Origin of the sequence: Pandoraea sp. XY-2, assembly GCF_004193915.1 — a bacterium.
GTDB classification, from domain to species: Bacteria; Pseudomonadota; Gammaproteobacteria; order Burkholderiales; family Burkholderiaceae; genus Pandoraea; species Pandoraea cepalis.
In genome coordinates, this window is the sequence record NZ_CP030849.1 from 1,168,509 (window position 1) to 1,194,629 (window position 26,121).

The 26,121-nt window shown below is 63.6% G+C and carries 25 protein-coding genes, 1 tRNA gene and 2 pseudogenes; 13 read left to right on the forward strand and 15 right to left on the reverse strand.

Annotated features, from left to right (window positions below):
• Window positions 1–139 precede the first annotated feature (139 nt).
• Genes DRB87_RS05440 through DRB87_RS05445 form a run of 3 tightly spaced genes read left to right on the forward strand, consistent with a single transcriptional unit; the run spans window position 140 to window position 3,133 of the window.
• Window positions 140–1,948, forward strand: coding sequence for a tetratricopeptide repeat protein (locus DRB87_RS05440; RefSeq protein ID WP_240756190.1), 1,809 nt, complete (start codon window positions 140–142; stop codon window positions 1,946–1,948).
• Window positions 1,936–2,241: a glycosyltransferase family 9 protein gene (locus DRB87_RS23415; protein WP_240756191.1), complete on the forward strand. Its 306-nt coding sequence runs from the start codon at window positions 1,936–1,938 to the stop codon at window positions 2,239–2,241. The genes DRB87_RS05440 and DRB87_RS23415 overlap by 13 nt, the downstream gene beginning before the upstream one ends.
• Window positions 2,242–2,263: 22 nt before the next feature.
• A complete protein-coding gene (locus DRB87_RS05445; RefSeq protein ID WP_130025159.1) occupies window positions 2,264–3,133 on the forward strand; it encodes an alpha/beta hydrolase in 870 nt (289 codons plus the stop codon).
• 34 nt (window positions 3,134–3,167) lie between these two features.
• Here the strand turns inward: DRB87_RS05445 and DRB87_RS23420 are convergent, their stop codons facing one another.
• The 4 genes and pseudogenes from DRB87_RS23420 to DRB87_RS05460 all read right to left on the reverse strand — a co-directional run bounded on the left by DRB87_RS23420 (window position 3,168) and on the right by DRB87_RS05460 (window position 6,616).
• Window positions 3,168–3,584 carry a hypothetical protein gene (locus tag DRB87_RS23420; RefSeq protein WP_240756192.1) on the reverse strand — a complete coding sequence of 139 codons (417 nt, stop codon included), beginning with the start codon at window positions 3,582–3,584 and terminating at the stop codon, window positions 3,168–3,170.
• Window positions 3,518–4,030: pseudogene (locus DRB87_RS23425) on the reverse strand (NAD(P)H-binding protein); the annotation flags it as partial. The pseudogene DRB87_RS23425 and the gene DRB87_RS23420, both read right to left, overlap by 67 nt.
• A gap of 107 nt (window positions 4,031–4,137) precedes the next feature.
• The gene (locus tag DRB87_RS05455; RefSeq protein ID WP_130025160.1) at window positions 4,138–4,458 is read right to left on the reverse strand and encodes a hypothetical protein; all 321 of its coding nucleotides are present in this window, start codon (window positions 4,456–4,458) and stop codon (window positions 4,138–4,140) included.
• 292 nt (window positions 4,459–4,750) lie between these two features.
• Window positions 4,751–6,616, reverse strand: a complete 1,866-nt coding sequence (locus tag DRB87_RS05460) for a TonB-dependent siderophore receptor (RefSeq protein ID WP_240756193.1) — start codon at window positions 6,614–6,616, stop codon at window positions 4,751–4,753.
• Between the two features lie 10 nt (window positions 6,617–6,626).
• On the opposite strand from DRB87_RS05460, the gene DRB87_RS23430 reads away from it, so the two are divergent.
• Entirely contained in the window at window positions 6,627–6,908 is a 282-nt protein-coding gene (locus tag DRB87_RS23430) for a hypothetical protein (protein WP_240756194.1), read from the forward strand.
• Window positions 6,909–7,113: 205 nt separating this feature from the next.
• Here the strand turns inward: DRB87_RS23430 and DRB87_RS05465 are convergent, their stop codons facing one another.
• From DRB87_RS05465 to DRB87_RS05480, 4 genes are all read right to left on the reverse strand, one after another.
• Window positions 7,114–8,358, reverse strand: a complete 1,245-nt coding sequence (locus tag DRB87_RS05465; RefSeq protein ID WP_130025162.1) for a citrate synthase — start codon at window positions 8,356–8,358, stop codon at window positions 7,114–7,116.
• 99 nt (window positions 8,359–8,457) lie between these two features.
• Complete coding sequence (locus DRB87_RS05470; protein ID WP_130025163.1) at window positions 8,458–8,850, reverse strand: VOC family protein; 393 nt, start codon at window positions 8,848–8,850, stop codon at window positions 8,458–8,460.
• A 26-nt stretch (window positions 8,851–8,876) separates the two neighbouring features.
• The gene (locus DRB87_RS05475) at window positions 8,877–10,199 is read right to left on the reverse strand and encodes an MFS transporter (RefSeq protein WP_130025164.1); all 1,323 of its coding nucleotides are present in this window, start codon (window positions 10,197–10,199) and stop codon (window positions 8,877–8,879) included.
• A gap of 61 nt (window positions 10,200–10,260) precedes the next feature.
• Window positions 10,261–11,019: an SDR family oxidoreductase gene (locus DRB87_RS05480; protein ID WP_130025165.1), complete on the reverse strand. Its 759-nt coding sequence runs from the start codon at window positions 11,017–11,019 to the stop codon at window positions 10,261–10,263.
• Window positions 11,020–11,294: 275 nt separating this feature from the next.
• Between DRB87_RS05480 and DRB87_RS05485 the strand changes: the two genes are divergently transcribed.
• On the forward strand, window positions 11,295–12,257 hold the full coding sequence (locus tag DRB87_RS05485) for a D-glycerate dehydrogenase (RefSeq protein ID WP_130025166.1): 963 nt from the start codon (window positions 11,295–11,297) through the stop codon (window positions 12,255–12,257).
• A 242-nt stretch (window positions 12,258–12,499) separates the two neighbouring features.
• Here DRB87_RS05485 and DRB87_RS05490 read toward each other — a convergent pair.
• The 4 genes from DRB87_RS05490 to DRB87_RS05505 all read right to left on the reverse strand — a co-directional run bounded on the left by DRB87_RS05490 (window position 12,500) and on the right by DRB87_RS05505 (window position 15,866).
• A tRNA-Leu gene (locus tag DRB87_RS05490) sits at window positions 12,500–12,584 on the reverse strand.
• 121 nt (window positions 12,585–12,705) lie between these two features.
• Window positions 12,706–13,590 (reverse strand): NAD(P)-dependent oxidoreductase, encoded by an 885-nt coding sequence (locus tag DRB87_RS05495; protein WP_130025167.1) that lies wholly within the window; start codon window positions 13,588–13,590, stop codon window positions 12,706–12,708.
• 7 nt (window positions 13,591–13,597) lie between these two features.
• Complete coding sequence (locus tag DRB87_RS05500; RefSeq protein WP_130025168.1) at window positions 13,598–14,767, reverse strand: ABC transporter substrate-binding protein; 1,170 nt, start codon at window positions 14,765–14,767, stop codon at window positions 13,598–13,600.
• Window positions 14,768–14,924: 157 nt separating this feature from the next.
• Window positions 14,925–15,866, reverse strand: a complete 942-nt coding sequence (locus DRB87_RS05505; RefSeq protein WP_130025169.1) for a CysB family HTH-type transcriptional regulator — start codon at window positions 15,864–15,866, stop codon at window positions 14,925–14,927.
• Window positions 15,867–15,998: 132 nt separating this feature from the next.
• Between DRB87_RS05505 and DRB87_RS05510 the strand changes: the two genes are divergently transcribed.
• The 5 genes from DRB87_RS05510 (at window position 15,999) to cobA (ending at window position 20,945) form a co-directional block, all read left to right on the forward strand.
• The gene (locus DRB87_RS05510; RefSeq protein ID WP_130025170.1) at window positions 15,999–16,775 is read left to right on the forward strand and encodes a sulfite exporter TauE/SafE family protein; all 777 of its coding nucleotides are present in this window, start codon (window positions 15,999–16,001) and stop codon (window positions 16,773–16,775) included.
• Window positions 16,776–16,878: 103 nt separating this feature from the next.
• On the forward strand, window positions 16,879–17,595 hold the full coding sequence (locus DRB87_RS05515; RefSeq protein WP_130027739.1) for a phosphoadenylyl-sulfate reductase: 717 nt from the start codon (window positions 16,879–16,881) through the stop codon (window positions 17,593–17,595).
• 129 nt (window positions 17,596–17,724) lie between these two features.
• The gene (gene cysD, locus DRB87_RS05520) at window positions 17,725–18,672 is read left to right on the forward strand and encodes a sulfate adenylyltransferase subunit CysD (RefSeq protein WP_017235586.1); all 948 of its coding nucleotides are present in this window, start codon (window positions 17,725–17,727) and stop codon (window positions 18,670–18,672) included.
• Between the two features lie 99 nt (window positions 18,673–18,771).
• Window positions 18,772–20,073, forward strand: coding sequence for a sulfate adenylyltransferase subunit 1 (locus DRB87_RS05525; RefSeq protein WP_130025171.1), 1,302 nt, complete (start codon window positions 18,772–18,774; stop codon window positions 20,071–20,073).
• Between the two features lie 83 nt (window positions 20,074–20,156).
• A complete protein-coding gene (gene cobA / locus DRB87_RS05530) occupies window positions 20,157–20,945 on the forward strand; it encodes a uroporphyrinogen-III C-methyltransferase (RefSeq protein WP_130025172.1) in 789 nt (262 codons plus the stop codon).
• 153 nt (window positions 20,946–21,098) lie between these two features.
• Here the strand turns inward: cobA and DRB87_RS05535 are convergent, their stop codons facing one another.
• Genes DRB87_RS05535 through lptF form a run of 3 tightly spaced genes read right to left on the reverse strand, consistent with a single transcriptional unit; the run spans window position 21,099 to window position 23,756 of the window.
• On the reverse strand, window positions 21,099–21,479 hold the full coding sequence (locus tag DRB87_RS05535) for a sirohydrochlorin chelatase (protein ID WP_130025173.1): 381 nt from the start codon (window positions 21,477–21,479) through the stop codon (window positions 21,099–21,101).
• Window positions 21,480–21,489: 10 nt separating this feature from the next.
• Window positions 21,490–22,629 carry an LPS export ABC transporter permease LptG gene (lptG, locus tag DRB87_RS05540; protein WP_130025174.1) on the reverse strand — a complete coding sequence of 380 codons (1,140 nt, stop codon included), beginning with the start codon at window positions 22,627–22,629 and terminating at the stop codon, window positions 21,490–21,492.
• Complete coding sequence (gene lptF, locus DRB87_RS05545; protein ID WP_130025175.1) at window positions 22,629–23,756, reverse strand: LPS export ABC transporter permease LptF; 1,128 nt, start codon at window positions 23,754–23,756, stop codon at window positions 22,629–22,631. The genes lptG and lptF overlap by 1 nt, the downstream gene beginning before the upstream one ends.
• A gap of 91 nt (window positions 23,757–23,847) precedes the next feature.
• Here lptF and DRB87_RS05550 point away from each other — a divergent pair.
• The 3 genes and pseudogenes from DRB87_RS05550 (at window position 23,848) to DRB87_RS05560 (ending at window position 26,118) form a co-directional block, all read left to right on the forward strand.
• A pseudogene (locus tag DRB87_RS05550) lies at window positions 23,848–25,358 on the forward strand (leucyl aminopeptidase).
• Window positions 25,355–25,777: a DNA polymerase III subunit chi gene (locus DRB87_RS05555; RefSeq protein WP_130025176.1), complete on the forward strand. Its 423-nt coding sequence runs from the start codon at window positions 25,355–25,357 to the stop codon at window positions 25,775–25,777. Before DRB87_RS05550 ends, DRB87_RS05555 begins: the two are co-directional and overlap by 4 nt.
• Complete coding sequence (locus DRB87_RS05560) at window positions 25,774–26,118, forward strand: DUF2486 family protein (RefSeq protein ID WP_165385242.1); 345 nt, start codon at window positions 25,774–25,776, stop codon at window positions 26,116–26,118. Before DRB87_RS05555 ends, DRB87_RS05560 begins: the two co-directional genes overlap by 4 nt.
• The last annotated feature ends 3 nt before the right edge of the window (window positions 26,119–26,121 follow it).

Below are 26,121 nucleotides of genomic sequence, written 5' to 3' on the forward strand. Positions count from 1 at the left end.
CGTCGTGTGTATTCGGAAACGTTCGTACGAGTCCGGCGGTCGCAACGATTGACATGGCCGCGACCGCCGTGGAAGTATCGCGCAGTGCCTACCGTCTCCCGACCGCCTCTCGATGTCTGCTGCTGCTTCGACTCCCGGAATGCTGACCTTCGCTCAGGCGATTGCGTTAGCCCATTCGCATTGGCAGGCGGGACAGGTGCCCCAGGCCGAAGTCCTGTGTCGGCGCGTGCTGGAAGCGTCGCCCGAGCACCCGGACGCGCATTATCTCCTCGGCCTCATGGCCCATGCCTATGGCAAGCGCGACATGGCGATCGACCATCTGCGCACCACCTGCCGGGCGCCCGGTGCGCCGGCGTCCAGTTGGTCCGATCTGGCCGAGATGTGCCGGCAGGCGGGCCGGCTCGATGAGGCGCTGGCGGCGGCGCGCCGGTCCGTCGAGATCGATCCGGCGTTTGCTGCCGGGTGGAACAACCTCGGAATAGTGTTGCAGGAGGTCGGACAGCTCGATCAGAGCATGGCATGCCTCACCCGCGTGAGCGAACTGTTGCCCGCGTCGGCCGATGCGCAGAACAATCTCGGGAATACCGCGCGCTTGCTGGGGCGTCCGGCGTCCGCCGAGACGCACTATCTGCGCGCTCTTGACATCGACCCGCTACGCGCAGACGTGCACAGCAATCTGGCGTCGCTGCTGAGCGCACAGCAGCGCTTTACGGAAGCGCGAACGCTGGCGGGCCGCGCCATTGAGCTGGATCCGTCGTTCGTCGACGCCTACCGTAATCTTGCCGACATTGAAGTTTCCAGTGGGGACGTGACGGCGGGGTTGCAGGTCGTGGAGATCATGTCGGCGTTCGCCCCCCAGCATTTCTCCACGCTCGTGACGCGTGCCCGGATTCTGCCGCTGGTGGGGCGGCTGGACGACGCACTCGCTTGTGCTCGCGATGCGCTCGCGCTCCAGCCGGAGAGTCACGATGCGCGGGCTGCGCTTGCGCTTGTCGAGGCGCAGAGGGTAACGCGCAATCGCCCGGCGCTCGTCGACGGTGTCCCGCCCTCGGTGCCGCGGTTGCCGGCCACGCCGCCGGATTTGACCTCGGTTCACGACGCCATCGTGGCGTGTGTCCATGCACACGCGTACGAAAGGGCTGAGTCGATGCTGCGCGAGGTCGTGGGCGCCGAGACCGCGCCCGTGCTGATGTGGCGGTTGCTTGCGATGGTCTTGCGTGCGCAAGGCAAGGTGCACGAGGCACGAGACATACTCGACAGGCTGGCTCGTCAGGTGCCTGGCGATCTGTCCAACCGCTTCGATCTCGCCGAGACGTTGCTCCTGCTCGGCGACTTCGAGCGTGGTTGGCGCGAGTATCGCCATCGCTACAGCCTCGAACATACGCAGTCCATTGAGCGCAAGGTGCAACGCCCGCGTTGGGACGGCAGACCGATTCCCGGCCAAACGCTCCTCATCCACGACGAGCAGGGCTACGGAGACACGTTCCAGTTCCTGCGCATGGCGCGCTGGGCGCGTGAGCGCAGTCAGGCGCGCGTGATCCTGGAGGTCAATCCGCAAGCCTTGCCGATCGCCAGGCGCATGTGGGGCGATGACGATATCGTCGCTCGCGGTACGTTGCCGGTGACGTTCGATCAGCATTGCGAACTGATGAGCCTGCCAATGGCGATGGGCTTGACACTCGCCGATCTGCCGGGCGAAGAATCGTACCTGAGCGCCGACCCCGAGCGCGTCGCCCATTGGCGCGAAAAATTGGCCGACGTGCCGCGACCGTGGGTCGCCGTGGCGTGGGCGGGGCGCCCCGAACACGTCAACGACGGCAACCGGTCCGTGTCGCTTGCACAACTCGGCCCGTTGGGGGCGAGTGGCGCGACGTTCCTTTCGATTCAGAAGGGGCCGGCGGCCTCGCAGGCAAGCACGCCCCCGAAGGCATGTCGATGGTGTCGCTGAGCGACGGGATCCGCGATTTCGAGGACACTGCGGCGATTTTGCATCTCGCGGATTTGTTGGTGTCGGTCGATTCGTCGCCCGTTCATCTGGCCGGCGCGATGGGACGTCCGGTATGGGTGCTGTTGCCGTTTGTTCCCGACTGGCGCTGGCTGCTCGGTCGCGACGACTCGCCCTGGTATCCGGGGATGCGTCTGTTCCGCCAGGAGGCCCGCGCACACTGGCAACCCGTGGTCGAACGCATGGCGCGGACACTCAAGCACTTTGTGGTGGAATGGCGTGATGGCGCGATTTGACCGAAGGGCGCGGCCGAGCGCCATGAACGCCATGCTTGCAGGGTGGCAGCGCGGGAAGCGTTACGTTGCGGCACTGGCTGCCCTATCGCTGGCGTCCGGGTGTGCCAGTGTGGATCGAGACGCGCATGCCGATGCGTTGGCCGGACCGGCGGGACTGCACCGGGAAGTGCTGACGGCGGGCGATTTCCGCCTTACCGTGTTCTCGCGCATTACCCGCCCTGACAAGCCTCTGCGCATCTACATTGAAGGCGATGGATTGGCCTGGGTTTCGCGCAGTGAGCCGTCGCTGGACCCCACGCCGGTCGCGGCAACGGGGCTGGCGCTGGCCGCCGCAGATTCGTCCGCGAAGGCCGCCGACAACGTCGCCTATCTGGCGCGACCCTGCCAATTTACGCCGATGCAGGACAATCCCCGCTGCGCCGTCGCGTATTGGACCGGCAAGCGGTTCGCCCCCGAAGTGATCGAATCGATGAACGCGGCAGTCGATCAACTCGTGGCCCGTACCCCTGGGCAGCCCGTGGAACTTGTCGGCTACTCGGGCGGCGGCGCCATTGCAGTACTGATCGCAGCGCGCCGCCACGACGTCGCCGCGCTGCGCACGGTCGCGGGCAACCTCGACACCGAGTACATCAATCGGCTGCATCACGTCTCGCCGATGCCGGCGTCTCGTAATCCTATCGACGTGGCGCGGCGAATCGCAGGAATTGCGCAGATCCATTTCAGCAGCGCGCAGGATACGATCGTGCCGCCGGAAGTCGCGCGGCGCTTCGCGGCTGCTGCGGGGGGATCCTGTGTGACGACGGTCACGGTGCGCGGGGTCGCGCACGACGGCGATTGGGCCCAACATTGGCGTGAACTGCTCGCACAAGTGCCGGTTTGCAGAGACCGTTAGCGGAGTGGGGATGGCCTGACGCCCGTCGCCGGTGTCAGCTTTCGCGCACCAATGCGGCGATTGCCTCGACGAGTGTGACACCGCCACGCAGCGCATGTTTGCCGTCGTCGCGGAAGCGGAAGTCGCCGTTGTTGAATCCGTCGAGCATCTGGATACGTGGCAGCGGGTTGCGCATGCCTTGCGCGCGAAAAAGCGGATCCCAGCCCGCTCGGGGCACCGCCTCGGCGCTGACGTCGCGAACGAGCGCACGGGCGAGTGCGGCGGCGATGTCGTCGGGCGAATAACGCTCGGGCCTTCGATTTCCCAGATTGGGTTGTCGCTGAACGGCGTCTGCATGGCGCGCGCCGCGATATGGCCGACGTCGCTTGCCGAGACCATCGGAAGCGCCCGATCCACAGGTTGCAAATAGCTCGGCAGCTCCCCGCGTTCGCGAGCGGGCTCGATGTCCCACGCAAAGTTCTCCATCAGCCACGCCGGGCGCAGGAACGTCACCGGCAGCGATAACGAGAGCATCGCCGCCTCGAACAAGCGCAGCGCGGTGAGCAGGCTGGGCATTTCGCAGTCGGCACCGATGCTCGACAGGCACACCACGCGTTTCGGGCGAGTGGCGGCCAGCGCTTGCCGAATCGCGTCGATCAGGTGCCGCGCATGCGAGAAGTCCGGCTCGGGGTCTGCGTTCGGTGGGAGCATCACGAATACGGCTTCGCTGCCGCGAAACGCGTGGGTGAGGGCGTCGACGTCGTCGTTTTCCGCGACGGCAAACTCACCGCCGAGTGCGGCCCATCGGCTTGATTTGACAGCATCGGGGACGACGACCCGCAACGGTAGACCTGCCTTGAGAAGGTCGTCCCCCAGCACGCTGCCCACTCGCCCCGTGATGCCCATTACGGTGTACATGGCCACACCTCACACGCAGTAACGTTGCCGTAAAAGTAACACGGGAACCGGCGCCGCATAAATCGCAGGCGTAACGGCCCAACTACGGTGATGGGCCGTCACGTTGTCTAGGGCATAAGCTTGGGTCGTTTGCCGGGCCCGGGAGAATGGAGCACCCGACAGGGGCTGATGAACTTGTCGCTGGCGACGGCCGCCTGGGCGAAAGTCTCGAAGTAGATCGCATGATCGGCATTTGCCACGTGGGCTCTTTCTATCTCCTGCGCCGACTCGTTCCATGCGAGTCCCAGATATTCGCAGTGGTCGTGGAACCAGACGACATAGCCCTTTCTTGACAGCGGCTTCGGCATGTCCGGTGTCTCGCTCGTCCCGAATCGCCTCGCCATGCCTGCACCTCGGGATTTCACGTTCTCATCATTCGAATCGCGCATAGGTTGCTCCCAGAAGTCGCCCCCACCCATGTGGGGGGGACGCTTCTATCATCCCAGCCGTGAAGTCACTTGAGTTTCAGCAACGTCCGAATCACGCGGGATAAACGTCACCGTACGAAAGGCTCGGCGCATTTCCCGAATCGATGCGTGGGGCGTACCCCGGGGCTCGTGTTACTCGGGGCGTCGGGCGCGAAAGCCCTTCCGGCGGGGGCAACTTTCTGGACGGAGCGGGGTGCAACCGTGCGGGAGGCGGGTGCCTGTCGTCCATGGGGCGGTCTGCGCATCGCGAGCTTCAATAGCGGTATCCCAGCGTGAGCATCACCGAGCGATCGTCTCCCAGCGCCACGGCATTGCTCAGACCGCCCGTGTAGTAATGCTTGTTGAAGATGTTCCTCAGCTTCAGTGCGGCATGCCAGCTTGGTGCGGTGTAGCGCACGCCCACGTCGCTGACCACGAAGCCCGGAATCGTGTAGCCATACGCATAGAGGTTGCTCTGGCCGCGCAAGCCACCGTTGATCTCCCAGCGGCGCAGTTCGCCCGGCAATTGGTAGCGCGCGAACAGGTTGAAACTGTGACGCGGCACGTTGTTGATACGCACGCCGTTAGTCGACGGTGTCTGGCCTCCGTCGTCGGCGATCACGGCCGAGGTGTAGGCGTAGCCACCGGTCACGCTCAACCGGTTTGTCGGCGCGCTGTTGAAGCTGAATTCGACGCCGCGCGAATGCTCCTCGCCCACGGCAATGCTGTAGCCGTCGTTGTTCGGGTCGCTCTCCAGCACGTTGCGGCGGCGCAGGTCGAATGCCGCGAGCGTCACACTCGTGTGGCCCTTCTGGACGTCGAACTTCACCCCCGCTTCCCACTGCTTGCCGGTTTCCGGATCGAAGGCGTTGCCGCTCACGTCCGCGCCGCTGTTTGGATAGAACGAGGTCGCGTAGCTCACATAAGGGCGCACGCCGGGGAACAGCTCGTACATCAGCGCAAGCGAGCCCGTGGTGGCATTCGACGGGTTGCCGCTCGTGGTGTCGGTCAGCTTGTTGAGGACGTTGCTCGACGCACTGTCGTAGCGCATGCCCGCCAGCACGCGCCAGCGCTGGCCGAGTGCGATCTGATCGCGCGCGTAGACACCCAGATCGCGGATCGTGGTGTACGCGCGCGTTCGCGGCGTGGATGGACACGTGATCGCACCCGTGTAGACCGGGGCGTACATGTTGATCGAGCCGACCGAGCACGTGGTGGTGGTGACGTCTTCGCGCCCGCGCATGTAGTCCATGCCGAGGGTGATCTCGTGGCGGCCTAACGCGGTGTCAAAGGTCTTCTGCGCGTTATTGTCCAGCGAGAGCGTGTCGCCGGACCATTGCGAATCGGTGGCCGTGCGGCTCAGCGTGTAGCCGTTCGAGGCGACCTTTCCATTGGCGACGAGCTGGCCGCCCAGCGCGAACTGTTGCCAGCGAGCATTCTGGTTCACGGTCCAGCCCGAGTCGAAATGGTGGGCGAAGCGGTAGCCGATACGTGCCTCGTGCCCCGAGTAGGGCCGCTCACCGGGCTCGCCCGTGAAGGTGTTGCGGGACAGGCTTCCGTTCTTATTCGGGATCAGCGTGCCGGACCACGGCAGGCCTTGTTGGCGGAGGTAGTCGCGTTCCTGATAGCTCGTCAGGATCGTGAATTCCGTGCGCGGGCCGAGATCAAGTGATAGCGACGGCGCGATATAACGATTGCGCGACCAGACATAGTCGGTGGCGTCGTGGCTGTTCGTCGCGAGCGCATTGATACGAAATGCGGCCTTGCCGTTCTCCGAGAGCGGCGTGCCCATGTCGATGGTGCTCTGGTAGAAGCCGTGACTGCCCACGGTGGCATCGACGTTGGCGAACGTGTCGGCTTCTGGGCGCTTGCTGACCATGTTGACCATGCCGCCCGGCAGCACGAGTCCGGAAAGCAACGTAGCCGGTCCCTTGATCACTTCGATCTGCTGCAGACCGAAGGTTTCTTCGGCGAAGCGATTGTTGATGGCCGTGCGCAGGCCGTCGAGATACACGGAATCCGACGCCGTTTGGCCGCGAATGATGAAGTCGTCCCAGCCCCGTCTGCCGTACGTGCCCGAGATCACCCCGGGCACGTCGTGCAGCGCGTCGTTGAGCGTCTGGACCTGTTGCGCGTCCATCAAATCGCGCGTGACGACGCTGATCGATTGCGGCGTCTCGCTCAAAGGCACCGACGACTTCGTGACCTGGGCGTCCGCCGGCATGTCGAACGCGGTGCGGGGCGCGCCGCTCGCACTGACAGACACTGCGGGCAGCGCAACGGTGTCAGATGCACTCATGGACGTGGCGTCGGGCGTGGCGGTGTCGGCGTTCGTTGCGCTCAAGGCAGCCGAACTCGCCACGTCAGTAGACGTGGCCTGCGCGAAGGCGAGCGGCGACGCCGCGATGAAGACCAGCGGCAGTGCAGCGTAATTCTGGAGGCGGCGCATCGAGGATAATAAAAATAGAAATGAGAATTATTATTAATTAAGTTGCGTATGCTACTACGGGTCGTCCTCGGTAATCAATGCGCGTTGAAATATTGCCCATGTCCCGAGTGCCCGCGCGGGGCGGGCTCATCCAACCGAGTGTGAGATCGTGTCCGCCGTTACGATAGGGTGAACCGGCGGGATCTCAGCTAGCGGATGATCGTCTTGAATACGCGATTTCGGTCGACGGTCGCCGCGTCAGGCAAGCCATTGCCATCGTCTTTGGGGGGCACCGAATCCACGTCCTCGAGAACGGGGCCGGTGTAGCGTCCGCGCGGTCGGATCACCTTTCCGACCTTGAGCTGCTCCATGCTGTGCGCAAGCAGGCCGACACTTCGGGCGGTGGCGAATAGGGCGAAGGAGGCGTCGCGTGGAAGCTTGAGTTGAGAAGCCAGAACGGCAAGCGCGACATCGATGTTCGGTTGAAGCCCCGTCAAACGGATCACCTTCTCGATAAATGACGCCAGTTCGTCGGGGGGATCGAGGCGCTCCAGCAACGCCTGAGCGCGCGGGTCACCTTCGGGATAGAGATGATGGCTGAACCCAGGGATCGGGATGGCCGACTGTAAGTGATGGGCCACCACGCTTTCCGCCCCCACTCGCTCTACGTGATCGAACACGGCACGGACACGGCCTGAGGCGTCGCCGTGCAACGGGCCTGAGAAGGCCGCCAGCCCGGTGAGCAGGCATCCCGGCAGCGATGCGCCGGTGGATGCTGTGATTCTTGCGGCAAAGGCCGAACTGGTTAGCTCATGGTCGGCAACGAGTACCAGGGCTCTGCGAATAAGGTCGGTGCCTTCGCTTCCTTGCCCCCATCCAAGCGCCAGTCGTTCATGCGTGAGCGTCGCCTTCTCGTTGCATTTCGCACCAAACGCTTGGGAGACGAGCGCGACCAGGTGGCCTGCCTCGGTATGCAGTGCCCGGTCGGTTCGGCCGTGTGTCGAGTGACCGTTCGCGGCAAGCGCGGCCAAGGACATGAAAGCGCACTGTCTGCCGCGCTCTTCCCACTGCAGCGGGTTTCCGTCAATGTCAAAGGCAATTGGCGATCGTGCATTCCACAGGATGGCGGCAACGTCTTCGAGCGTCGATGTCTGTGACAGGCGAATGCTATCGCGCCCGCGGTAGTACGCGCGCCCTTTGGAAAACGTAGTGATTGCGCTGTGGATGCAAGGCTCGGCGCCGAATATCGTGCCTGCGGCAAGGGCGGCGCGTTTGCGGCCGACTTGCTTCTTTCGGCAAAGGATCGCCACGTCCTCTGCGAGATACAAGCTCTTGCGCGGGTCGGCGGGGTCCGGCATGACGGCGATGTTGCCTCGGCTGACGTAGGCGTAGATCGTCTGCGCTTGCACGCCCAACTGTCGGGCCGCTTCGGTCAACGTGATCCAGGTTCGCATGGAATGGGCGTTCGGTATGGGACAGGGCGCTCAAAACGGGCAGCGGGACTCGCTCGTTTCGAGCGAGTCCCGAGGGGGCGCCTCAATATTGACGGCTCTTCAAGTAAAAGTCATCTCGCTGGGCTTGCGCTCAAGGATTTCAATGAGGATCTCGCCCGGAGACTTCACAAAAAGTGCCCGGACGCCGGCACGGACCGGCTTGATCGGCTCGACGATGTCGGCTTCGCAGGCCTTGAGGTGGTCGAAGGCGGCATCGAGATCATCGACGGTCACGCCGAAATGATCGATGCCTTGCGTGCGCGTGCCACGTGAGATTTCGGTCGTATGCGCGCAGGACAGTTGGGTGATGAATAAGTTGATGGACCCGATGCGCAAATCCACTCGCCCTGGACGTCGAACGACTTCCGCATTCAGGCACCGGGCAAACCACGCTGCCGTGGCTTCAGCGTCTGCAGAACATAGCTGAAGGTGATCCCATTTGAATTCAATCATGTTGTTCGATCGATAGTTGGGGGCGGTCAAAGCTCGATTCTGGAGAGCTTGCCCAGGAGAACGGAATACGAAAACGTCCCGAGCAGGCAGATAGCGCCCATCAGATTCAGTGCCCAGTAAAACTGTCCCGTGCGTTGTATGACGTAACCGATCATCAGCGGAGTGGTCACGGCAGCAATGTTGGCGGCGAGGCTCGTGATGCTGCTGGTGAGGCCGACGTACTGGCGGGGAGCAATCTCGGACACGGCGGCCCAGGACATCGACCCGACACCTTGCGCAAAGAAGGCGATGGTCAGAATGGCGATGACCCACGCGTTCGATTCCACGAAATTCACCAGGACGATGGATGAGCCGAGCAGCGTTCCAATGACCAGCGGTGCTTTGCGCGCGGCGGAGAGGGAGACGCCACGACGAATAAAGAAGTCCGAGAGACAGCCCGCGATGAGGATGCCAAGCGTTGCGCCCAAGAACGGGAGTGCCTGAAAAATCCCGACCTTGATCATCGACATATGACGCGCCTCGGCCAAATACGTCATGAACCAGGTGGTGAAAAAGACCAGTATCGTGTTGTTGCAGAACTTGCCGAGGCAAATGGCCAGAATCTGGCGATACCCGAGCAGTTTGAGTGCCATCCGCCAGTTGAACTTCTCCCGTGGCTTCGGTGCGCACGGCGTGTGCGATTCATTGATGTATTCGAGTTCAGCCTTGTTCACCCAGCGATGTCGCGACGGATCACGGTATGCGCAGAACCAGATCACACTGAAAAGAATCCCGAAGCCTCCGGTCACAAAGAACACGGAACGCCACCCCGCGGTGGCCGATATCCACAGCAGAAGGCCCGTGAAAATGGGCGTTCCGATGTACTGTCCCATCACGTAGACGCTAGTTGCGAATCCGCGCTCCTGCGTGGGAAACCATAGTGTCACCGCGCGAGCATTCGACGGAAACGCGGGGGCCTCGAGCGCGCCCATCGTTAGCCGGGACCCGAGCAGCATGTGATAGCCGTTGGCCAAGCCCTGCGTCACCGTCGCGAGCGACCATCCCACGAGCGACAGCGCATAGGCAATTCGTGAGCCAAGCACGTCGGCAAGGATGCCGCTGGGCAGCAAGGCCATGGAGTATGCGAGACCGAAGGCGGCGAACAGCTCGCCCATCTGCATCTTGTTTAATGCGAGATCTTTTGAAAGGCTTGGGGCGACGATGCCGAGGGCGGATCGGTCGACGTAGTTAAGAATCGTCGCGACCAGCAACATCGATAGCACGACGTATCTGACTTTTGACGGTCTTGCCGCGATATCGCGCGAAGCGGTATCGAGCGATGACAGGTGTTGTTCCTCTGCAAATTTCATCGATGTCTCCTGATCAGGTGCCTGCCTGTGGCGAATTTTTTGTGGGGCAGGTCGTGCCGGGTTATCCGCGGCCTACAAAGGGCATGGTGGTGGCCATGATGGTCATGTTCAGAACGTTCGCTTCGAGCGGCAGGCTGGCGATATGTGCGACCGCGTTCGCGACATGAGAGACGTCGATTCGCGCTTCGGGCGCCGTACTGCCGTCGGCCTGAAGGACGCCACGCGTCATCCGCTCGGTGAGCGACGTTGCCGCGTTGCCAATGTCGATTTGGCTGCAGGCGATGCGGTATGGGCGGCCGTCCAACGCCAACGATTTTGTGATGCCCGACACGGCGTGCTTGGTGGCCGTGTAGGCGATGGTATTGGGGCGAGGGGAGTGCGCCGAGAGAGAGCCGTTATTGATGATTCGTCCACCTTGCGGCGTTTGATTCTTCATGATGCGCCAGGCGGCTCGCGCACACAGGAAGACGCCCGTCAGGTTGGTTGCCACGACATCGTTCCAGAAATCGAGCGCGTATTCTTCCAGGGCCACGGCGCCGGCGTTGCGGCCGGCGTTGTTGAAGAGGACGTCAAGACGCCCGAATTCGCGCGAAATTTGAGCGAACGCCGCTTCCACGGACCGTTCATCGGCGACATTGGCCGCCACGACATACGCGTCTCCGCCGGCGTCCTCGATGGCCGCTTTGGTCTCGCGCAGGGGCTCATCTCTGCGTCCCATCAGCGCGACGGTAAATCCGGAAGCGGCGAGGGCGATGGCGGCCGCTCGACCGATGCCGGAACCGGCACCTGTGACGGCGGCGAACTTCTTCGAAGTCGACATGAAATTACCTTTTCTCGTTGAGTCACGAGCCGAGAATGGCATCGGCCGAGACTGCCGGGCAATCTTGATTCTTTCAATCAACATCCGGACGCGCAGCCACTCGGTGGTTCCTCAGGGTTTTCCTGAGACGCCAGATGTGCAGGGGCGGTCCCGTGGTGGGATGCGATTGGGGAGCGCGTTTGGGGCAGTTCTGGGGTTGATTGATTCAATCAACATTGACCTCGCGCGAGCGAGTTCCGTAGTCTGTGTGCGACCGTCTACTTTGAGGAAAGATCATGTCGGAAAGCAGTCGCACCAAACTATTGATCGCGCGAAAAGTGCCACAAGCTGTGGCGAGCCGTGCATTGTCGGAGTTCAACGCCTACGTGACCGAGTCTGATATGGACGCATGGGCGGTGGTGGATTTTTGCAAGACGCACGACGTGCCGGCTGTTCTGATCGGAAAGAAGTCAGGCTTGCAGGAAGCGCACATCGCCGCGTTGCCGCCCACCGTGAAAATTATTGCCAACGCCAGCGCGGGCGTTGATCACATGAATGTGGCGTTCGCCCGCGAGCGAGGTATCGTCGTGACGAACGCGCCCGACGCATTGACAGAATGCACGGCGGATTTCGCTATGTTGCTGGTTTTGGCGGCAAGTCGAAGAGCTTCGGAATACGAAAAGATTATGCGGGCCGGGTGGGGGAAGTCATTCGGTATGACGGACATGCTGGGCACGCGCGTCAATCGAAAGACGATTGGTATCGTGGGTTTCGGACGTATCGGGCGAGCGGTCGCAAAGCGCGCTCAGGCATTTGGCATGAACGTGGCTTACACCGACATCCAGCGGGCATCGCCGGCGCTGGAGAACGGGGCGGTGTTCTATTCAAGCCTCGAGGAACTGCTGCCGCATTGCCAGGTGGTTTCGCTGCATGTTCCCGGTGGCGGCTCGCCGCTCATGACGACGCATCAGTTCAATCTCATGCCGAAGGGCGCGGTCTTTGTGAACGCGGCGCGTGGCGACCTGGTGGACGAAGACGCACTTTACGGCGCGTTGACGTCGGGGCATCTTTTCGGCGCGGGTCTCGACGTGTATCGAAATGAGCCCAATGTCGATGCCCGCTTCGCATCGTTGGACAACGTATTTCTCACCCCACATATGGCGAGCGCAACGATCGAGACGCGTGACCAGATGGGTTTCACCGCGTTGGATAATGTGGCGGCAGTGCTTGAGGGGCGACGGGGGCTGAATCCGGTCTAACGGGATTCGGATGTGCAAAGCACCCATAGGCGTTTGCGTCGATGTGTGATGACTAAGCGGCGCGGCAGGGAATCACGGCTGGGGAGGCGTCGTGTCTGCCGACTGTGATGGATTTCGCGCGATATAGGTCTTGCATGTCATGGAATCCATGCAAGGCGCGAATCCTTTCTCGGACTGATGAGATGGCGTTACGCCAAAATTACGCCAAACTACCGGGAAAGCCTTGCGGGATATAGCGCTTGTGGTGCCCAGGGCCGGAATCGAACCGGCACGCCTTGCGGCGGGGGATTTTGAGTCCCCTGCGTCTACCAATTTCACCACCTGGGCAGGTGTGCGTTCACCGAGCGGTGCCGCAGCGCGACTCGTTCAATGAACCTAACGGCTCACCGGACGAAGGCGAGATTATGACCGAAATTCTTCGCGGCCACAAGCCCGCCCCCGTCGGTGTTCAATGAACTTGCTGTTGACTCTCGAGCACGCGCAGCAGCGACGACGTGTCGTCATGCCCCCAGCCGCGCTCCATCAGCGCCGTCAGCTGGGCTTTCACCAGTGACAGCGCCGGCAGCGAGAGCCCTGCGTCGGCCACGGCGTCCAGGATCATCGCGAAATCCTTGTCGTGCAAGCGCGCTTCAATGCCCGCCGCAAAGTCGCGATGGGCCATCTTCGGCCCCATCATGTCGAGCATTCGACTGCCCGCCAGCCCCTGCGAAATCGCTTCGATGACCTTGTCCTGATCCACGCCGTTGCGCGCCGCGAACAGCATCGCCTCCGCAATGCCCTGGATATTGATCACCTGCACGATCTGATTGCACGCCTTCGCCACCTGACCCGCCCCCACGTCGCCCACATGCGTGATCGTCGTGCCCAACACCGACAGCAGTGGTTTGACCTTCTCGAAGACGTCAGGCGACGCGCCGACCATGATCGACAGCGAGGCGTCGGCCGCGCGCGACGGCCCACCGGACACCGGCGCGTCGACGAGCGCGATCTCTTGAAGCGCCAGACGCGCCGCCATGCGCCGCGTCGCCTCTGCCGAAATCGTGCTGTGATCCACGCAGATCGTGCCAGGGCGCGCCCCATGCACCACGCCGTCCGGCCCGAGCAGCACCGCCTCTACGTCCTGTGTCGTCGTGACATTGGTCACGACGAAGTCGGCATCGGCGGCCGCCTGTGCCGGCGTCGCGAACGCTTGCGCGCCCTGCGCGACAAACGAGGCCGCAGCCTCCGGCCGGCGCGCGTAGAGATGCAACCGATGCCCCGCCGCCATCAGATGACGAACCATCTGGCCGCCCATGGCGCCCAGCCCGATAAACGCGATGGTGTAGGTCGTCATGCCGGGATCAATTCGAGACGTAGACGAACTTGCCGTTCTTGATCTGCCCCATCACGCTGGCGCGCTGGTCCAGCCCCACGTGGTCCTTCGGGCTGAGATTCATGATGCCGTTCGGAATGGCGAGATTGTGCGTGGATTCGAGTGCATCGCGCAGCGCCGCACGGAATGCCGGCGTGCCCGGCGCCGCCACCTTCACGGCGCGCGGCACGGCATCGTTGAGCAGATCCCATACGCCATAGGCGTCCGCGGCGAACTGCGTAACCGTATCGGGGCCGTACTTGGCCTCGTACTGCTTGGTGAACGCCAACGCCGCCGTGCGCGCCGGATGCCCGGCCGGCAACGTCTTGGCGACGACGCCCGGTTGCGTCGGGAACAGCGTGCCTTCCACGTCCTTGCCCCCCACGCGAACAAAGTCGTACGTGGCGATGCCGTGCGTCTGGTAGATCTTCCCCGCATACCCGCGCTCCTGCAACGTACGCTGCGGCAATGCGGCGGGCGTGCCCGATCCGGCCACCAGGACAGCGTCAGGCTTGGCCGCCATCAGCTTCAGGATCTGGCCCGTGACGCTCGTGTCCGTGCGGTTGAAACGCTCCTGGGCTACGACCTTGATCTTGCGAAGTTCGGCAAACTTCGAGAACTCTTTCCACCAGCTCTCGCCGTAGGCATCGGCAAAGCCGATAAAGCCCACCGTCTTGATCCCGTGGTTGGCCATGTAGCGCGTCATCACGTCGGCCATCGCCGAATCGTTCGCGGCCATCTTGAAGGCCCACCGGCGCTTGGCATCCTGCGGCTCCACGGCGACGGCCGAACCGATCAGGGTGATCATCGGCGTCTCGGCCTCGGAGATCGGGTCGAGCATGGCCAGCGCGCTCGGCGTGATGTTCGGGCCAACGATGACGTCGACCTTGTCTTCACTGATGAATTTGCGCGCGTTCTTCACGGCCGTACCGGGGTCGGTGCCGTCGTCAAGAAAGAGGTAGTGCGCCTTTTGCCCGCCAATATGGTCGGGCCAAAGTTGCATGGCATTCTTGCTGGCGATACCGATGGCGGCCGCCGGGCCGGTCGACGACAGATCGATGCCGACGGTGATATCGGCGCGAGCCGCCGTCACAACACCGGCAAGGGTCAGGGCAAGCAGCAGGCCCGACAGGCGGATGCCGCGAAGAGGTGAGCGCATGAGGTCTCCTGTTGATCGAATCGCGTAAGCATACCGCACCGCATGCGTTCGGCCAGCGAAGAAAAATAGTGCCGGGCCGACCCCGGAATGCGGGGCGCGGCACGTCCCGTGACCGGGCGTGCCGCGCGCTATTTTTCCCCAACGCCCCTTGGAGGGCTTAAAGCTCGTAACTCTCGTGTTCGCCGCGCAAGGCTTGCTCGACCAGTTTGCGAGTCAGGATCGGTGAGAGCAGTTCGACCATCGTGAACACGTAGCCTCGCAGATAGGCGCCCTGTTTGAGGGCGACGCGCGTCACGTTCGTGCCGAACAGGTGCCCGACCTGGAGCGCCCGGAGGTTACGGTCGCGCTCGGGATCGAACGCCACCCCCGCCAGAATGCCCACGCCAAGCCCCAATTCCACATAGGTCTTGATGACATCGGCGTCGATCGCCTCGAGCACGATGTCCGGCTGGACATGGCGCAGCGCGAAGGCCTGATCGATCTTGGCGCGGCCGGCGAATTGGGGGTCATAAGTAATCAGCGGATATTTCGCCAGATCCTCGATGCCCACGGACGGGAGTTGCAGCAGCGGGTGATCCGGCGGTACCACGGCCACGTGCTGCCATTGATAGCAAGGCAGCGACACCAGATCCTTATAGCCGGCAATCGCTTCGGTCGCGATGGCCAGATCCGCCTGATCGTGCAGCACCATTTCGGCGATCTGCGTCGGGCTGCCCTGCAGGATCGAGAGCCGCACCTTCGGATACCGCCGCTTGAACTCGGCCACCGCGTGCGGCAGCGAATATCTCGCCTGCGTATGCGTCGTGGCGATCGCCAGACTGCCCTGATCCTGCGCGGCGTAGTCCTTGCCGATCCGCTTGAGGCTTTCCACCTCCAGCAGGATCCGCTCGACGGACTCGAAAATGATGCGCCCGGGCTCGGTCAGATTACGGATGCGCTTGCCATGCCGGGCAAAGATGTCCACCCCGAGCTCTTCTTCCAGCTCGATGATGGCCTTCGAAACACCCGGTTGGGAGGTAAACAGCGCCTTGGCGGCAGCGGTCAGGTTGAAATTCTGGCGTACGGCTTCGCGCACGAAGCGGAACTGGTGCAGGTTCATTTGTATAACTTTCGAAAATATACAAACAATTTTTAATTCGTTTGAAGTATATAGCGTTTTCATTACAGTGGGTGCCACTGTTTCGATAACGTTATTCCCGCCAGGCATTAAGCACCAACAGGAACGTCATACATGTCGCTGTGGCTCGAACCCCTCTCCGGATTTGGCGTCGGCCTGCTGGTCGGTCTGACCGGCGTCGGCGGGGGCTCGCTGATGACGCCGCTGCTCACGCTGCTGCTGGGCTACGCGGCGCCGGTCGCGGTCGGCACCGATCTGGCCTTCGCGGCGGTGACCAAGAGCTTCGGCACGGTCGCGCATCGCTCGCACGGCCACGTGAAGTGGCACATCGTGCGCCGGCTCACACTTGGCGCCTTGCCGGCGGCGCTGGTGACGATCGTTGTCCTGAAGCGCCTGGGTGGCATCGACGACGCGGCGCTGCATGTCATCAAACTGACGATCGCGGCCTCGGTGCTGCTCACGGTGCTCTCGCTGCTGTTCCGCGCCAAGCTGCTGGCGGCGCTGCGCACCCACCCGAACTGGCAGTTGACGGGCCGCAAGCAAGTCGTGGCCACCGTGCTGGTGGGCGCCGTGATCGGCGTGCTCGTTACGATTTCCTCGATTGGCGCCGGTGCCGTTGGCGCGACGCTGATTCTGATGCTTTACCCGCAGTTGGAACCGGCCGAAGTCGCCGGAACCGATATCGCGTACGCGGTGCCGCTGACGGCCATCGCGGCGCTGGGTCATATTTGGCTCGGGACCGTGCACTGGGCACTGCTCGGCAGTCTGTTGATCGGCTCGCTGCCTGGGATCTGGCTGGGTGCGAAGCTCACCCGTCATCTGCCCGAGCGCGTGGTGCGCGGGGCGCTGGCGGCAACGCTCACGCTCGCGGCAGTGAAGCTGGTCGGCTGACCCCCACAGACAACAAGGAGTTCGCGACATGCGAAACGAATCCCGCTGGGAACCCACGCAAGCCAATACACCGTCGAACGGGGCCGATGCCGAGCTTCAGGACATGGCGCTGCTCGACGAGATGGAAGCCGTGCTGGCCGAGCGCCTCGCCCGCATCGCGGGTTCGCATCGCAATGTGAAGTTTGCCAGCAGTCTGGCCGCTGAAGACATGCTCATTACGCACGTGATTCTGCGCCAGCAACTGCCGATCACCGTCTTCACGCTCAATACCGGGCGTTTGCATGCCGAGACGCTGGGCATGCTCGATCAGATCAAATTGCGCTATGGCTACGACGTTGCGCAGTACGCGCCGCAGGCCGATGCCGTCGAGACATACGTGGCCGAGCACGGTGCGAATGCGTTCTACGAAAGTGTGGACCTGCGCAAGGCGTGCTGCCAGATTCGCAAGGTCGAGCCGCTGGGCCGCGCGTTGGCCGACGCCGACGCCTGGCTCACCGGCCAGCGACGCGAGCAGTCGATCACGCGCGAGGAACTGGCATTCGCCGAGCACGACGACGCGCGGGGCATCGCCAAGTACAACCCGATCTTCGACTGGACCGAAGCGCAGGTGTGGGCCTATCTCACGGCACGTGACGTGCCGGTGAACCCGCTGCATGCGCGCGGCTACCCCAGCATCGGCTGCGAGCCGTGTACGCGCGCCATCCGCCCGGGGGAGGACAGCCGCGCCGGGCGCTGGTGGTGGGAGTCACGCGACAGCAAGGAATGCGGATTGCATGCAAGCAACCTGAGCCAGATCCCGGTGTCCGTGCAGTCGCGCTGAGGCATCGGGCAGGGCGCCGGCGGATCAGGCAAACAGGCAAGACATATGACGATGTGACGACCTCAAGCGGCGGCGCATCGTGACGAATCGAATCACGGAAATTTCGGAATCATCAAGGAAGGGAACACTATGGGTGCGATGCACGAAGTCGCGCAAGCCAACGGCTCGCGTATGGATCATCTGGACTGGCTCGAAGCCGAATCGATGTACATCCTGCGCGAGGTCGTGGCGGAGTGCCGCAAACCCGCGCTGCTGTTCTCGGGCGGCAAGGATTCGGTCGTGGTGCTGCACCTGGCGCTCAAGGCCTTCGGCCTGGGCCCGAACCGCAAGACGGTACTGCCGTTTCCGCTCGTCCATATCGACACCGGTCACAACTATCCGGAAGTGATCGAGTTCCGCGACCGTCACGCAAAGGCGCTCGGCGCCGAACTGGTCGTAGGTCACGTGGAAGATTCGATCGAGCGCGGCACGGTCCGCCTGCGTCGCGAGAACGATTCGCGCAACGCGGCGCAGGCCGTGACGCTGCTCGAAACCATCGCCGAACACGGCTACGACGCCATGATCGGCGGTGCGCGCCGCGACGAAGAGAAGGCTCGCGCAAAAGAGCGTATCTTCTCGTTCCGCGACGAATTCGGTCAGTGGGATCCGAAGGCGCAGCGGCCGGAACTGTGGCATCTGTTCAATGCGCGTCTGCACAAAGGCGAGCACCTGCGCGTGTTCCCGATCTCGAATTGGACCGAACTGGACGTGTGGCAATACATCGCCCGCGAGAACCTCGATCTGCCGTCGATCTACTACGCGCATGAGCGCGAAATCGTGCGTCGCAACGGGTTGCTCGTGCCGGTCACGCCGCTCACGCCGAAGCAGGACGACGAGTCGAGCGAACTGGCGTCGGTGCGCTTCCGTACCGTCGGAGACATCAGTTGCACGTGCCCGGTGGCCAGCGTGGCGGCGAGCCCGGTGGAGATCATTGCCGAGACGGCCGTGACCGACATTACCGAGCGCGGTGCCACCCGCATGGACGATCAGGCATCGGAAGCCGCGATGGAACAGCGCAAGAAGCAGGGCTATTTCTAAGGCGCCGAACGGCCGCCATCCGCCCTAAGTACAGACACATCGGCCCGCCGGGTGCGCAGATTCGCCGCGCCAGGGGCCACGCAAGCGAGTAAAGACATCATGAGCCTCACCCCGCATCTGGAAGACCTCGGCGTGCTGCGTTTCATCACGGCAGGCAGCGTTGACGACGGCAAAAGCACGTTGATCGGCCGTCTGCTGTACGACAGCAAGTCGGTGTTGACCGACCAGCTCTCCGCCATCGCCCGCGCCAAGCACAAACGTACCGCCGGTGAAGACATCGACTTCTCACTGCTCACCGACGGCCTTGAAGCCGAGCGCGAGCAGGGCATTACCATCGACGTTGCCTACCGCTACTTCACGACCGCGCGTCGCAAGTTCATCATCGCCGACACGCCGGGCCACGAGCAGTACACGCGCAACATGGTCACGGGCGCATCGACGGCGCACGCCGCGATCATTCTGGTCGATGCCACGCGCGTGACCGAAGTCAACGGCCAGACGGAGTTGCTCGCGCAGACGAAGCGCCACAGTGCCATCGTCAAACTGCTGGGCCTTCAGCACGTCATTGTCGCCATCAACAAGATGGACCTGATCGACTACAGCGAGACAGCGTTCAACGCCATTCGCGCCGCGTATCTGGATCTGGCGCAGCGCCTGGGGCTGGCGGACGTGCGCTTCGTGCCCGTCTCCGCGCTCAAGGGCGACAACATCGTGTACGCGAGCGAGCGCATGCCGTGGTATCAGGACGAACCGTTGCTCGACATGCTCGAATCGCTGCCGGTCGCGCAGTCGGGCGGCGAACTGCGCTTCCCGGTGCAACTGGTGGCGCGTCAGGACGGCGCTCATGCCGACGACTTCCGCGGCTACATGGGGCGCGTGGAATCGGGTTCGGTGCGTGTCGGACAGGCGCTGCGCGTGCTGCCGGCGGGCCGCACGGCAAGCGTCGCCGAGATCATCGGGCCGCGCGGCTTGCTCGAGGAAGCGTTTGCGGGGCAGTGCGTGACGATTCGTCTGACGGAAGACGTGGATGTGTCGCGCGGCGACACGTTCGTGGCGGGTGCCTCCACGCTGGAACCGTCGCGCAAACTGGCGGCCGACGTGTGCTGGTTCGATGAGGATGCCCTCGCGCCGCAGCGCAAATACCTGCTCAAGCAGGCGACCAGCACGGTGTACGTGAAGGTCGGCAGCGTGGACACGGTGCTCGACGTCAGCACGCTCTTGCACGGCACGGATAAGGCGACCCTCGCCATGAACGACATCGGCCGTGTGCAATTGAGCTTGCAGAAGCCGGTGGCCGCCGACACGTATGACGCGAACCCGGCCACGGGCGCGTTTGTGTTGATCGACGAAGCCACGCACCACACGGTGGCGGCGGGCATGATCCGCAGCCTCGCGGCGTAATTATTGCGTATTGCACATTGCGTTACCCGGCGCACGGTCCCCGGATGGGGCCGGCGCCAATCCTCACGAACCATGGCGACATCATGACGGTGACTTCCTCGCAAACCGGTACGGCGCCGGGCAAGGTCTATCTCGTTGGGGCGGGCCCCGGCGCGGCCGATCTGATCACGGTGCGCGGCGCACGACTGTTGGCTCAGGCCGACGTGGTGCTGCACGACGCGCTGGTCGAACCCGAGATGTTGGCGCTGTGCCCGCAGGCCAAGCGCATTGCTGTCGGAAAGCGCTGCGGGAAGCAATCGAGTGCGCAGCACTTCATCAACAAGCAGTTGATTGATCACGCGCGGACCCACGCGCTGGTCGTGCGCTTGAAGGGCGGCGATCCGATGCTGTTCGGTCGCGCCGACGAGGAGTTGCGCGCGCTGGAGGCGGCAGGCATTGCGGTGGAAGTCGTGCCCGGCATTACGGCGGCGCTGGCCAGTGCGGCAGCGTTGGGACGTTCGCTGACGTTGCGCGGCGTGTCCCGCAGCGTGGCCTTCGCCACGCAAAGCCGTGCGCCCGAGTCGGCCGAGATCGCGGCGCAGGCGTCGGCCGACTCGCTCGTCTATTACATGGGACGAGACAGTGCCCAGCGCATTGCAGTGGAATTGATCGCGGCCGGCAAGCCCGCAGCGACGCCCGTGGCGATCGTGGAGGCCGCCACGACATCGCGCGAGCGACGTGTGCGCCTTACGCTGGACGATGTTCGCCAAGGGCTGGCGGCGTCGTGGTTCGACGCGTCGCAGCCGAGTGTCCTGCTCATCGGCGAGGCGTTCGCACATGCGGATGCCGCGTCGTTGCACGAGTGGGCGACGCAGGCGGCGATGGCGGCCTGACGGCGCGCGCTGGCGAGCGTCAGCGGTTGTCGTAGGGGCCGGTAGTGGTTGACGAACGCGGGTCCAGGAAAAACGGCGTCACAGTGTGCACTGTGACGCCGTTTCTCATTTTGGGTGATGCTCTGCCGCCCTGCCGAGATGGGGCGATTTCCCTCAACTGCCGTCCATCATCCTGCCGCAATAGTCGGCGAGGGCGTCGAGCACTGTGTCGTCCTCGCCGATGGCGGCGCTCACGCGCAAGTCGAGGTGGGGATGGGCGACGCGGCAAGCGTCGGCGAGCGCCGGAAGATCACGCCTCACGTGGCCACCCTGGCCCAAGAAGACCGGCACCAACGTGATATCGAACGTTCCCCTCGAGGTCATGGTCGCCACGGCGTCGCCGAGGTTCGGTGTCATCAGTTCCAGAAAGGCTAGCTGAACGTCGGCGTCGGGACGCCGGGCGCTCAGCTTGTCGCGCAGACGCTCGAACGGTTCGGCCCAGCGCGGGTCGCGGGATCCGTGGGCGAACAGAACGATGCCGGGTTTGCTGGACATGTTCGGCGGCTCAGTGTTTATCGACCCAGCGCAAAGCCGCGATGGCGAGCACCAGATAGAGTAATGACGGTAACGCGGCGGTGAACCACGCCGGCCAGGTGTTGAGCAGGCCCAGGTGCGAGAACAGGTTGTTGATCAACTGGAAGCTCATGCCGAGCATGATCCCGCCGAACACCTTCAGGCCGATGGCCCCGGCGCGCGCGTGCAAGTAAGCGAACGGCAGCGCCAGCGCCATCATCACAAAGACGGCCAACGGGTACAGCAGCTTCTGCCAGAGCGCGAGATTGTAGCGGTCGGTGTTCTGCTGGTTTTCCTTCAGATGGCCGATGTAGCTGTAAAGACTGCCGATGGCCATGTTGTCGGGCGAGACCATCAGCACGGACAGGATCTGCGGTGTGAGTTCCGAGCGCATCTGCACCGTGGCGATATGCACCTGTTTGCTCTGCACCAGGGCGCGCAGCGGATCGGTGCTGGCCGTGGCATCGTCCGTCGCGCTGAAGACCGTTTCGGACACGTCCGTCAGCTTCCAGAAGTTCGGCGCGTCGAACTGCCCCAGCTTGGCCAGTCGCACGCTGTCGAGACGCAACTTGTCGTCGAATTCGTAGATGCGAACGTCGGCAATGGTGTTGTCGGGATTGAGCGTGCCGACGTTGATGAAGCGGGTGAGGCGCGAGCCGTCCTGATCGACGGTGTCCTTGACCCAGACACCGGAGCGAAACCCGGCCGAGACCGAACTGCCCAGCGCTTCGAGACGAATCTTCTGCGCGAGCTGTTCGGCATTCGGCGCGACATACTCGCCGATGATGAAGGTGATCAGCACGATCGGGAAACCGATCTTCAGCAACGAGCGCAGCGCCTGACCGGTCGAGAGCCCCGAGACGCGGAAGATCGTGAATTCCGAGTTCCCCGCCAGTTGTGCGCAGACATAGATGGCGGCAATGAGCGCGGCGACCGGAATGATCTCGTACATGCGCTGCGGCGCGAACAGCAGCACATAGGCGAGGGCATGCTGGAAGCGGTATCCCCCACGGCCGACGTCGCCCAGTTCGCTCACCAGGTCGAAGAAGACGAACAGGCCGACGAACGCGAGCAGAACGAACAGGAACGCCAGATAGATTTGGCGAGCAAAGTATTTCTCATAGATGCGCATCAGCGAGTCCCTCCCGGTGCGGGCATCCCGCCGGATCGGCTGAGACGACGGCGACCGAACAGCCCACGGAAGCGCACGCGGCGCAGGTATAGAAGCACGATGACGACCATGGCCAGCGCGTGCAGCAACCACACGCCGATGGCGAGCGGCATGCGCTCTTGCGCCACCCACGCCTGCGAGAGGCTCAACAGGTTGGTGTACGCGAGGTAGATGAGCACGGCCATGATCAGGTTGACGGTGCGGCCGTGGCGGGGGTTCTGATAGGCCAGCGGCACGGCGAGCAACACCAGCGCGAGCGCGAGCAGCGGCAGGCCGATACGCCAGACGATCTCGCCGCGGAAGATCGGGTTATGGATCTCACGGAACAGGCGCAGGGTCGGAACCCCCTTGGTCGGGGTGTTGTCGGTTGGCGCGGCTGCCGGGTTGTCGATCTTCACGCCATAGCGCTCGAACTCCATCACACGGTAATCGGGCTGGCCAGGCACGCCGTCGTAGCGACGCCCCTTTTCCAGCACGATGTAGCGATTGCCGTCCTTGGCCGTCTCGATATGCCCCTCTTTCGAGACGACCACGCTGACCTTGCCGTTTTCGGTACTGGAGACGAAAACGTTGTGCACCTTGGTCGCGTCCGGCGAAACGGTCTCGACGAAGAACACCCGGTGGTTGGCGGCGCTTTCGCGGAACTGGCCCGGTGCGATCATCGAGACGTCGTCGCGCTGGGCGAATCGGGCTTCGAGCGCGGAGATCTGCTGGTTCGCCCACGGCCACGCCACGAGTGCGCAGAACGTAATCACGGCCAGATAGGGCGCGGCAAAGCGCAGCACCGGCTTGACGAAGTGGGTGATCGACAGGCCCGAGGCGAACCACACGACCATTTCGGAGTCGCGATACCAGCGGGTGAGCACGAACAGAATCGAGACGAACAGCGTCACGATCAGAATGATGGCCAGGTAGCCGATCACGGCCAGGCCGATGAGCACGAGGACGTCGCGCGGGTCGGCTTTCCCGGACGCGGCGAAGCCCAGGATGCGGATCATCATCGTGGTGAGCATGACGGTGATCAGCACCATGAAGACGGCCCCGGCGGTGTAGTTCAGCTCGCGCTGCAGGGAACGCTGAAAAATCATGTGATGGCGATTGGGGTGCTCTCGCGGTTGGGCGAGCGGGGAAAAAAGCGGATAATTGCGGATCGTACGAATTTTACCCGAGGAAAGCGCGATGGACTTTAGCACAAAAGCCTTCGATTCGACCAAGGCCGGCCAGGCCGGCCTTGCCAACGCCAAGACGGAGTGTCTGGTGGTCGGTGTGTTCGAGCAACAGCCGCTCGCAGGGCTCGCCAAGGCGCTGGACGTCGTAAGCAAAGGCCTGCTTGCCCGCATGGTCAAACGTGGTGAACTCGATGGCAAGCTCGGCAGCACGCTGATGCTGCATGAGGTCGCCGGATGGAGCCAGGCACGTGTGCTGTTCGTCGGTCTGGGCCGCGAAGACCAGTTCTCGCCCAAAAACTTCAACGAAGCCGCGCGCGCCGCCGCGCGCGCGGTGCTGGCGTCGCGCGCGACCGATGCCATCTGGACGCTGCCGCAAGCCGCGGTGGCCAAGCGGGACACCGCCTGGGCCGTGTGCGCCTCGATCCTCGCCCTGCGCGAGGCGACCTATCGTTTCACGCAGATGAAGAGCAAGGCCGAGCCGGCCAACACGGCGCTGCGCAAGGTGCTCTTCGCGGTGGCGCCCGAGGACCTGAAGGCGGCCAAGGTCGCGGCCAAGCACGGCGAGGCGATCGCCAACGGCATGGCGCTGACCAAGGACCTCGGCAACCTGCCGGGCAATGTGTGCACGCCGACCTATCTGGCCGACACGGCCCGCAAGCTCGCGCGCGAGTTCAAGCTCAAGGCCGACATCCTCGGGCCGAAGCAGATCGAAGCGCTCAAGATGGGCTCGTTCCTGTCGGTCGCCCGGGGTCGGTGCAGCCGCCGCAGTTCATCGTGCTCAAGTACGAAGGCGGCGCCGCCAAGCAGGCCCCGATCGTGCTGGTCGGCAAGGGCGTGACGTTCGACTCGGGCGGCATCTCGATCAAGCCCGGTGAGGGCATGGACGAGATGAAGTACGACATGTGCGGCGCGGCCTCTGTGCTCGGAACGATGCGTGCCGTCGCCGAGATGGGCCTCAAGCTCAACGTCATCGCCATCGTGCCGGCCACGGAGAACATGCCGGGTGGGCGTGCGACGAAGCCGGGCGACGTGGTGACCAGCATGTCCGGCCAGACCATCGAAGTGCTCAACACCGATGCCGAAGGCCGTCTGATCCTGTGCGACGCGCTCACCTATGCCGAGCGTTTCAAGCCGGCCGCCGTGATCGACGTCGCCACGCTCACGGGCGCCTGCATCATCGCGCTTGGTCACGTGAACACGGGTCTCTTCTCGAAGAGCGACGCGCTCGCCGACGAACTGCTCGCGGCCGGTCGCACGGCGGGCGACACGGCTTGGCGTCTGCCGGTCGAGGAGGAGTATCAGGAGCAGCTCAAGTCGAACTTCGCCGACATGGCGAACATCGGCGGGCGCCCGGCCGGCAGCGTGACGGCAGCCTGCTTCCTGTCGCGCTTTACCGAGAAGTATGAATGGGCCCACCTCGACATCGCCGGCACGGCATGGAAGAGCGGGGCGGCCAAGGGGGCGACGGGGCGTCCGGTGCCGTTGCTTACGCAGTTCCTGATCGATCGCGAAGCCCGGTGACGCGCGTCGACTTCCACACGCACGTGGCGAACCGGCTCGATTACGCGTGCCGGTTCGCGCGCAAGGTCTACGGCGCCGGACAAACGCTCGTGGTCGTCGGTGAGCCCGACGTGCTGCGCGCGTTCGACCAGACGCTCTGGACGTTCTCGCCGCTGGAGTTCGTACCGCATTGCTTCACTCAGGATCCGCTTGCCCCGCAAACGCCCGTCGTGCTGGCCACCCTCGATGAAGAGGTGCAGCATCATCAGGTGCTGTTGAATCTGGCGGGCAGCGTGCCGACGCACTTCGCACGCTTCGAACGCGTGGTCGAGATCGTGGGCGACACGCCGGACGAATTGTCCGGCGCGCGCGAACGCTATCGTTTCTACCGCGATCGCGGCTACACCCTCAACAATTACGACCAGAGAGGCGGATCGTGACGAACGAGCCCGAGCGCACGGACCCCGGCATTCCCACGCTGACCGAAGTGCTCGCCCCCGGGGAGGCAACGCCGTTGCCGGATACCGCACCGGCCGCCGAGGTGGGTGTGCCGGCCGATGTCGCGGTGTTTGCCGAGCGTGTGAGTGCCCGGCTCACGCTGCAACTGGCCGATGAAATCACGACGATGGTGGAGCGCCGCTGTCACGACGCACTGATCGACCAGACGTCCTGGCTGGTGCAACTGATCGGCAAGCAGGTCGCCGACGCTTTGCAAGCGCAATTGCCGGACCGAATCCGGCAGGCGGTGATCGAAGAGGTTGCGAAGCAGGTTCGCTCGTAGCGC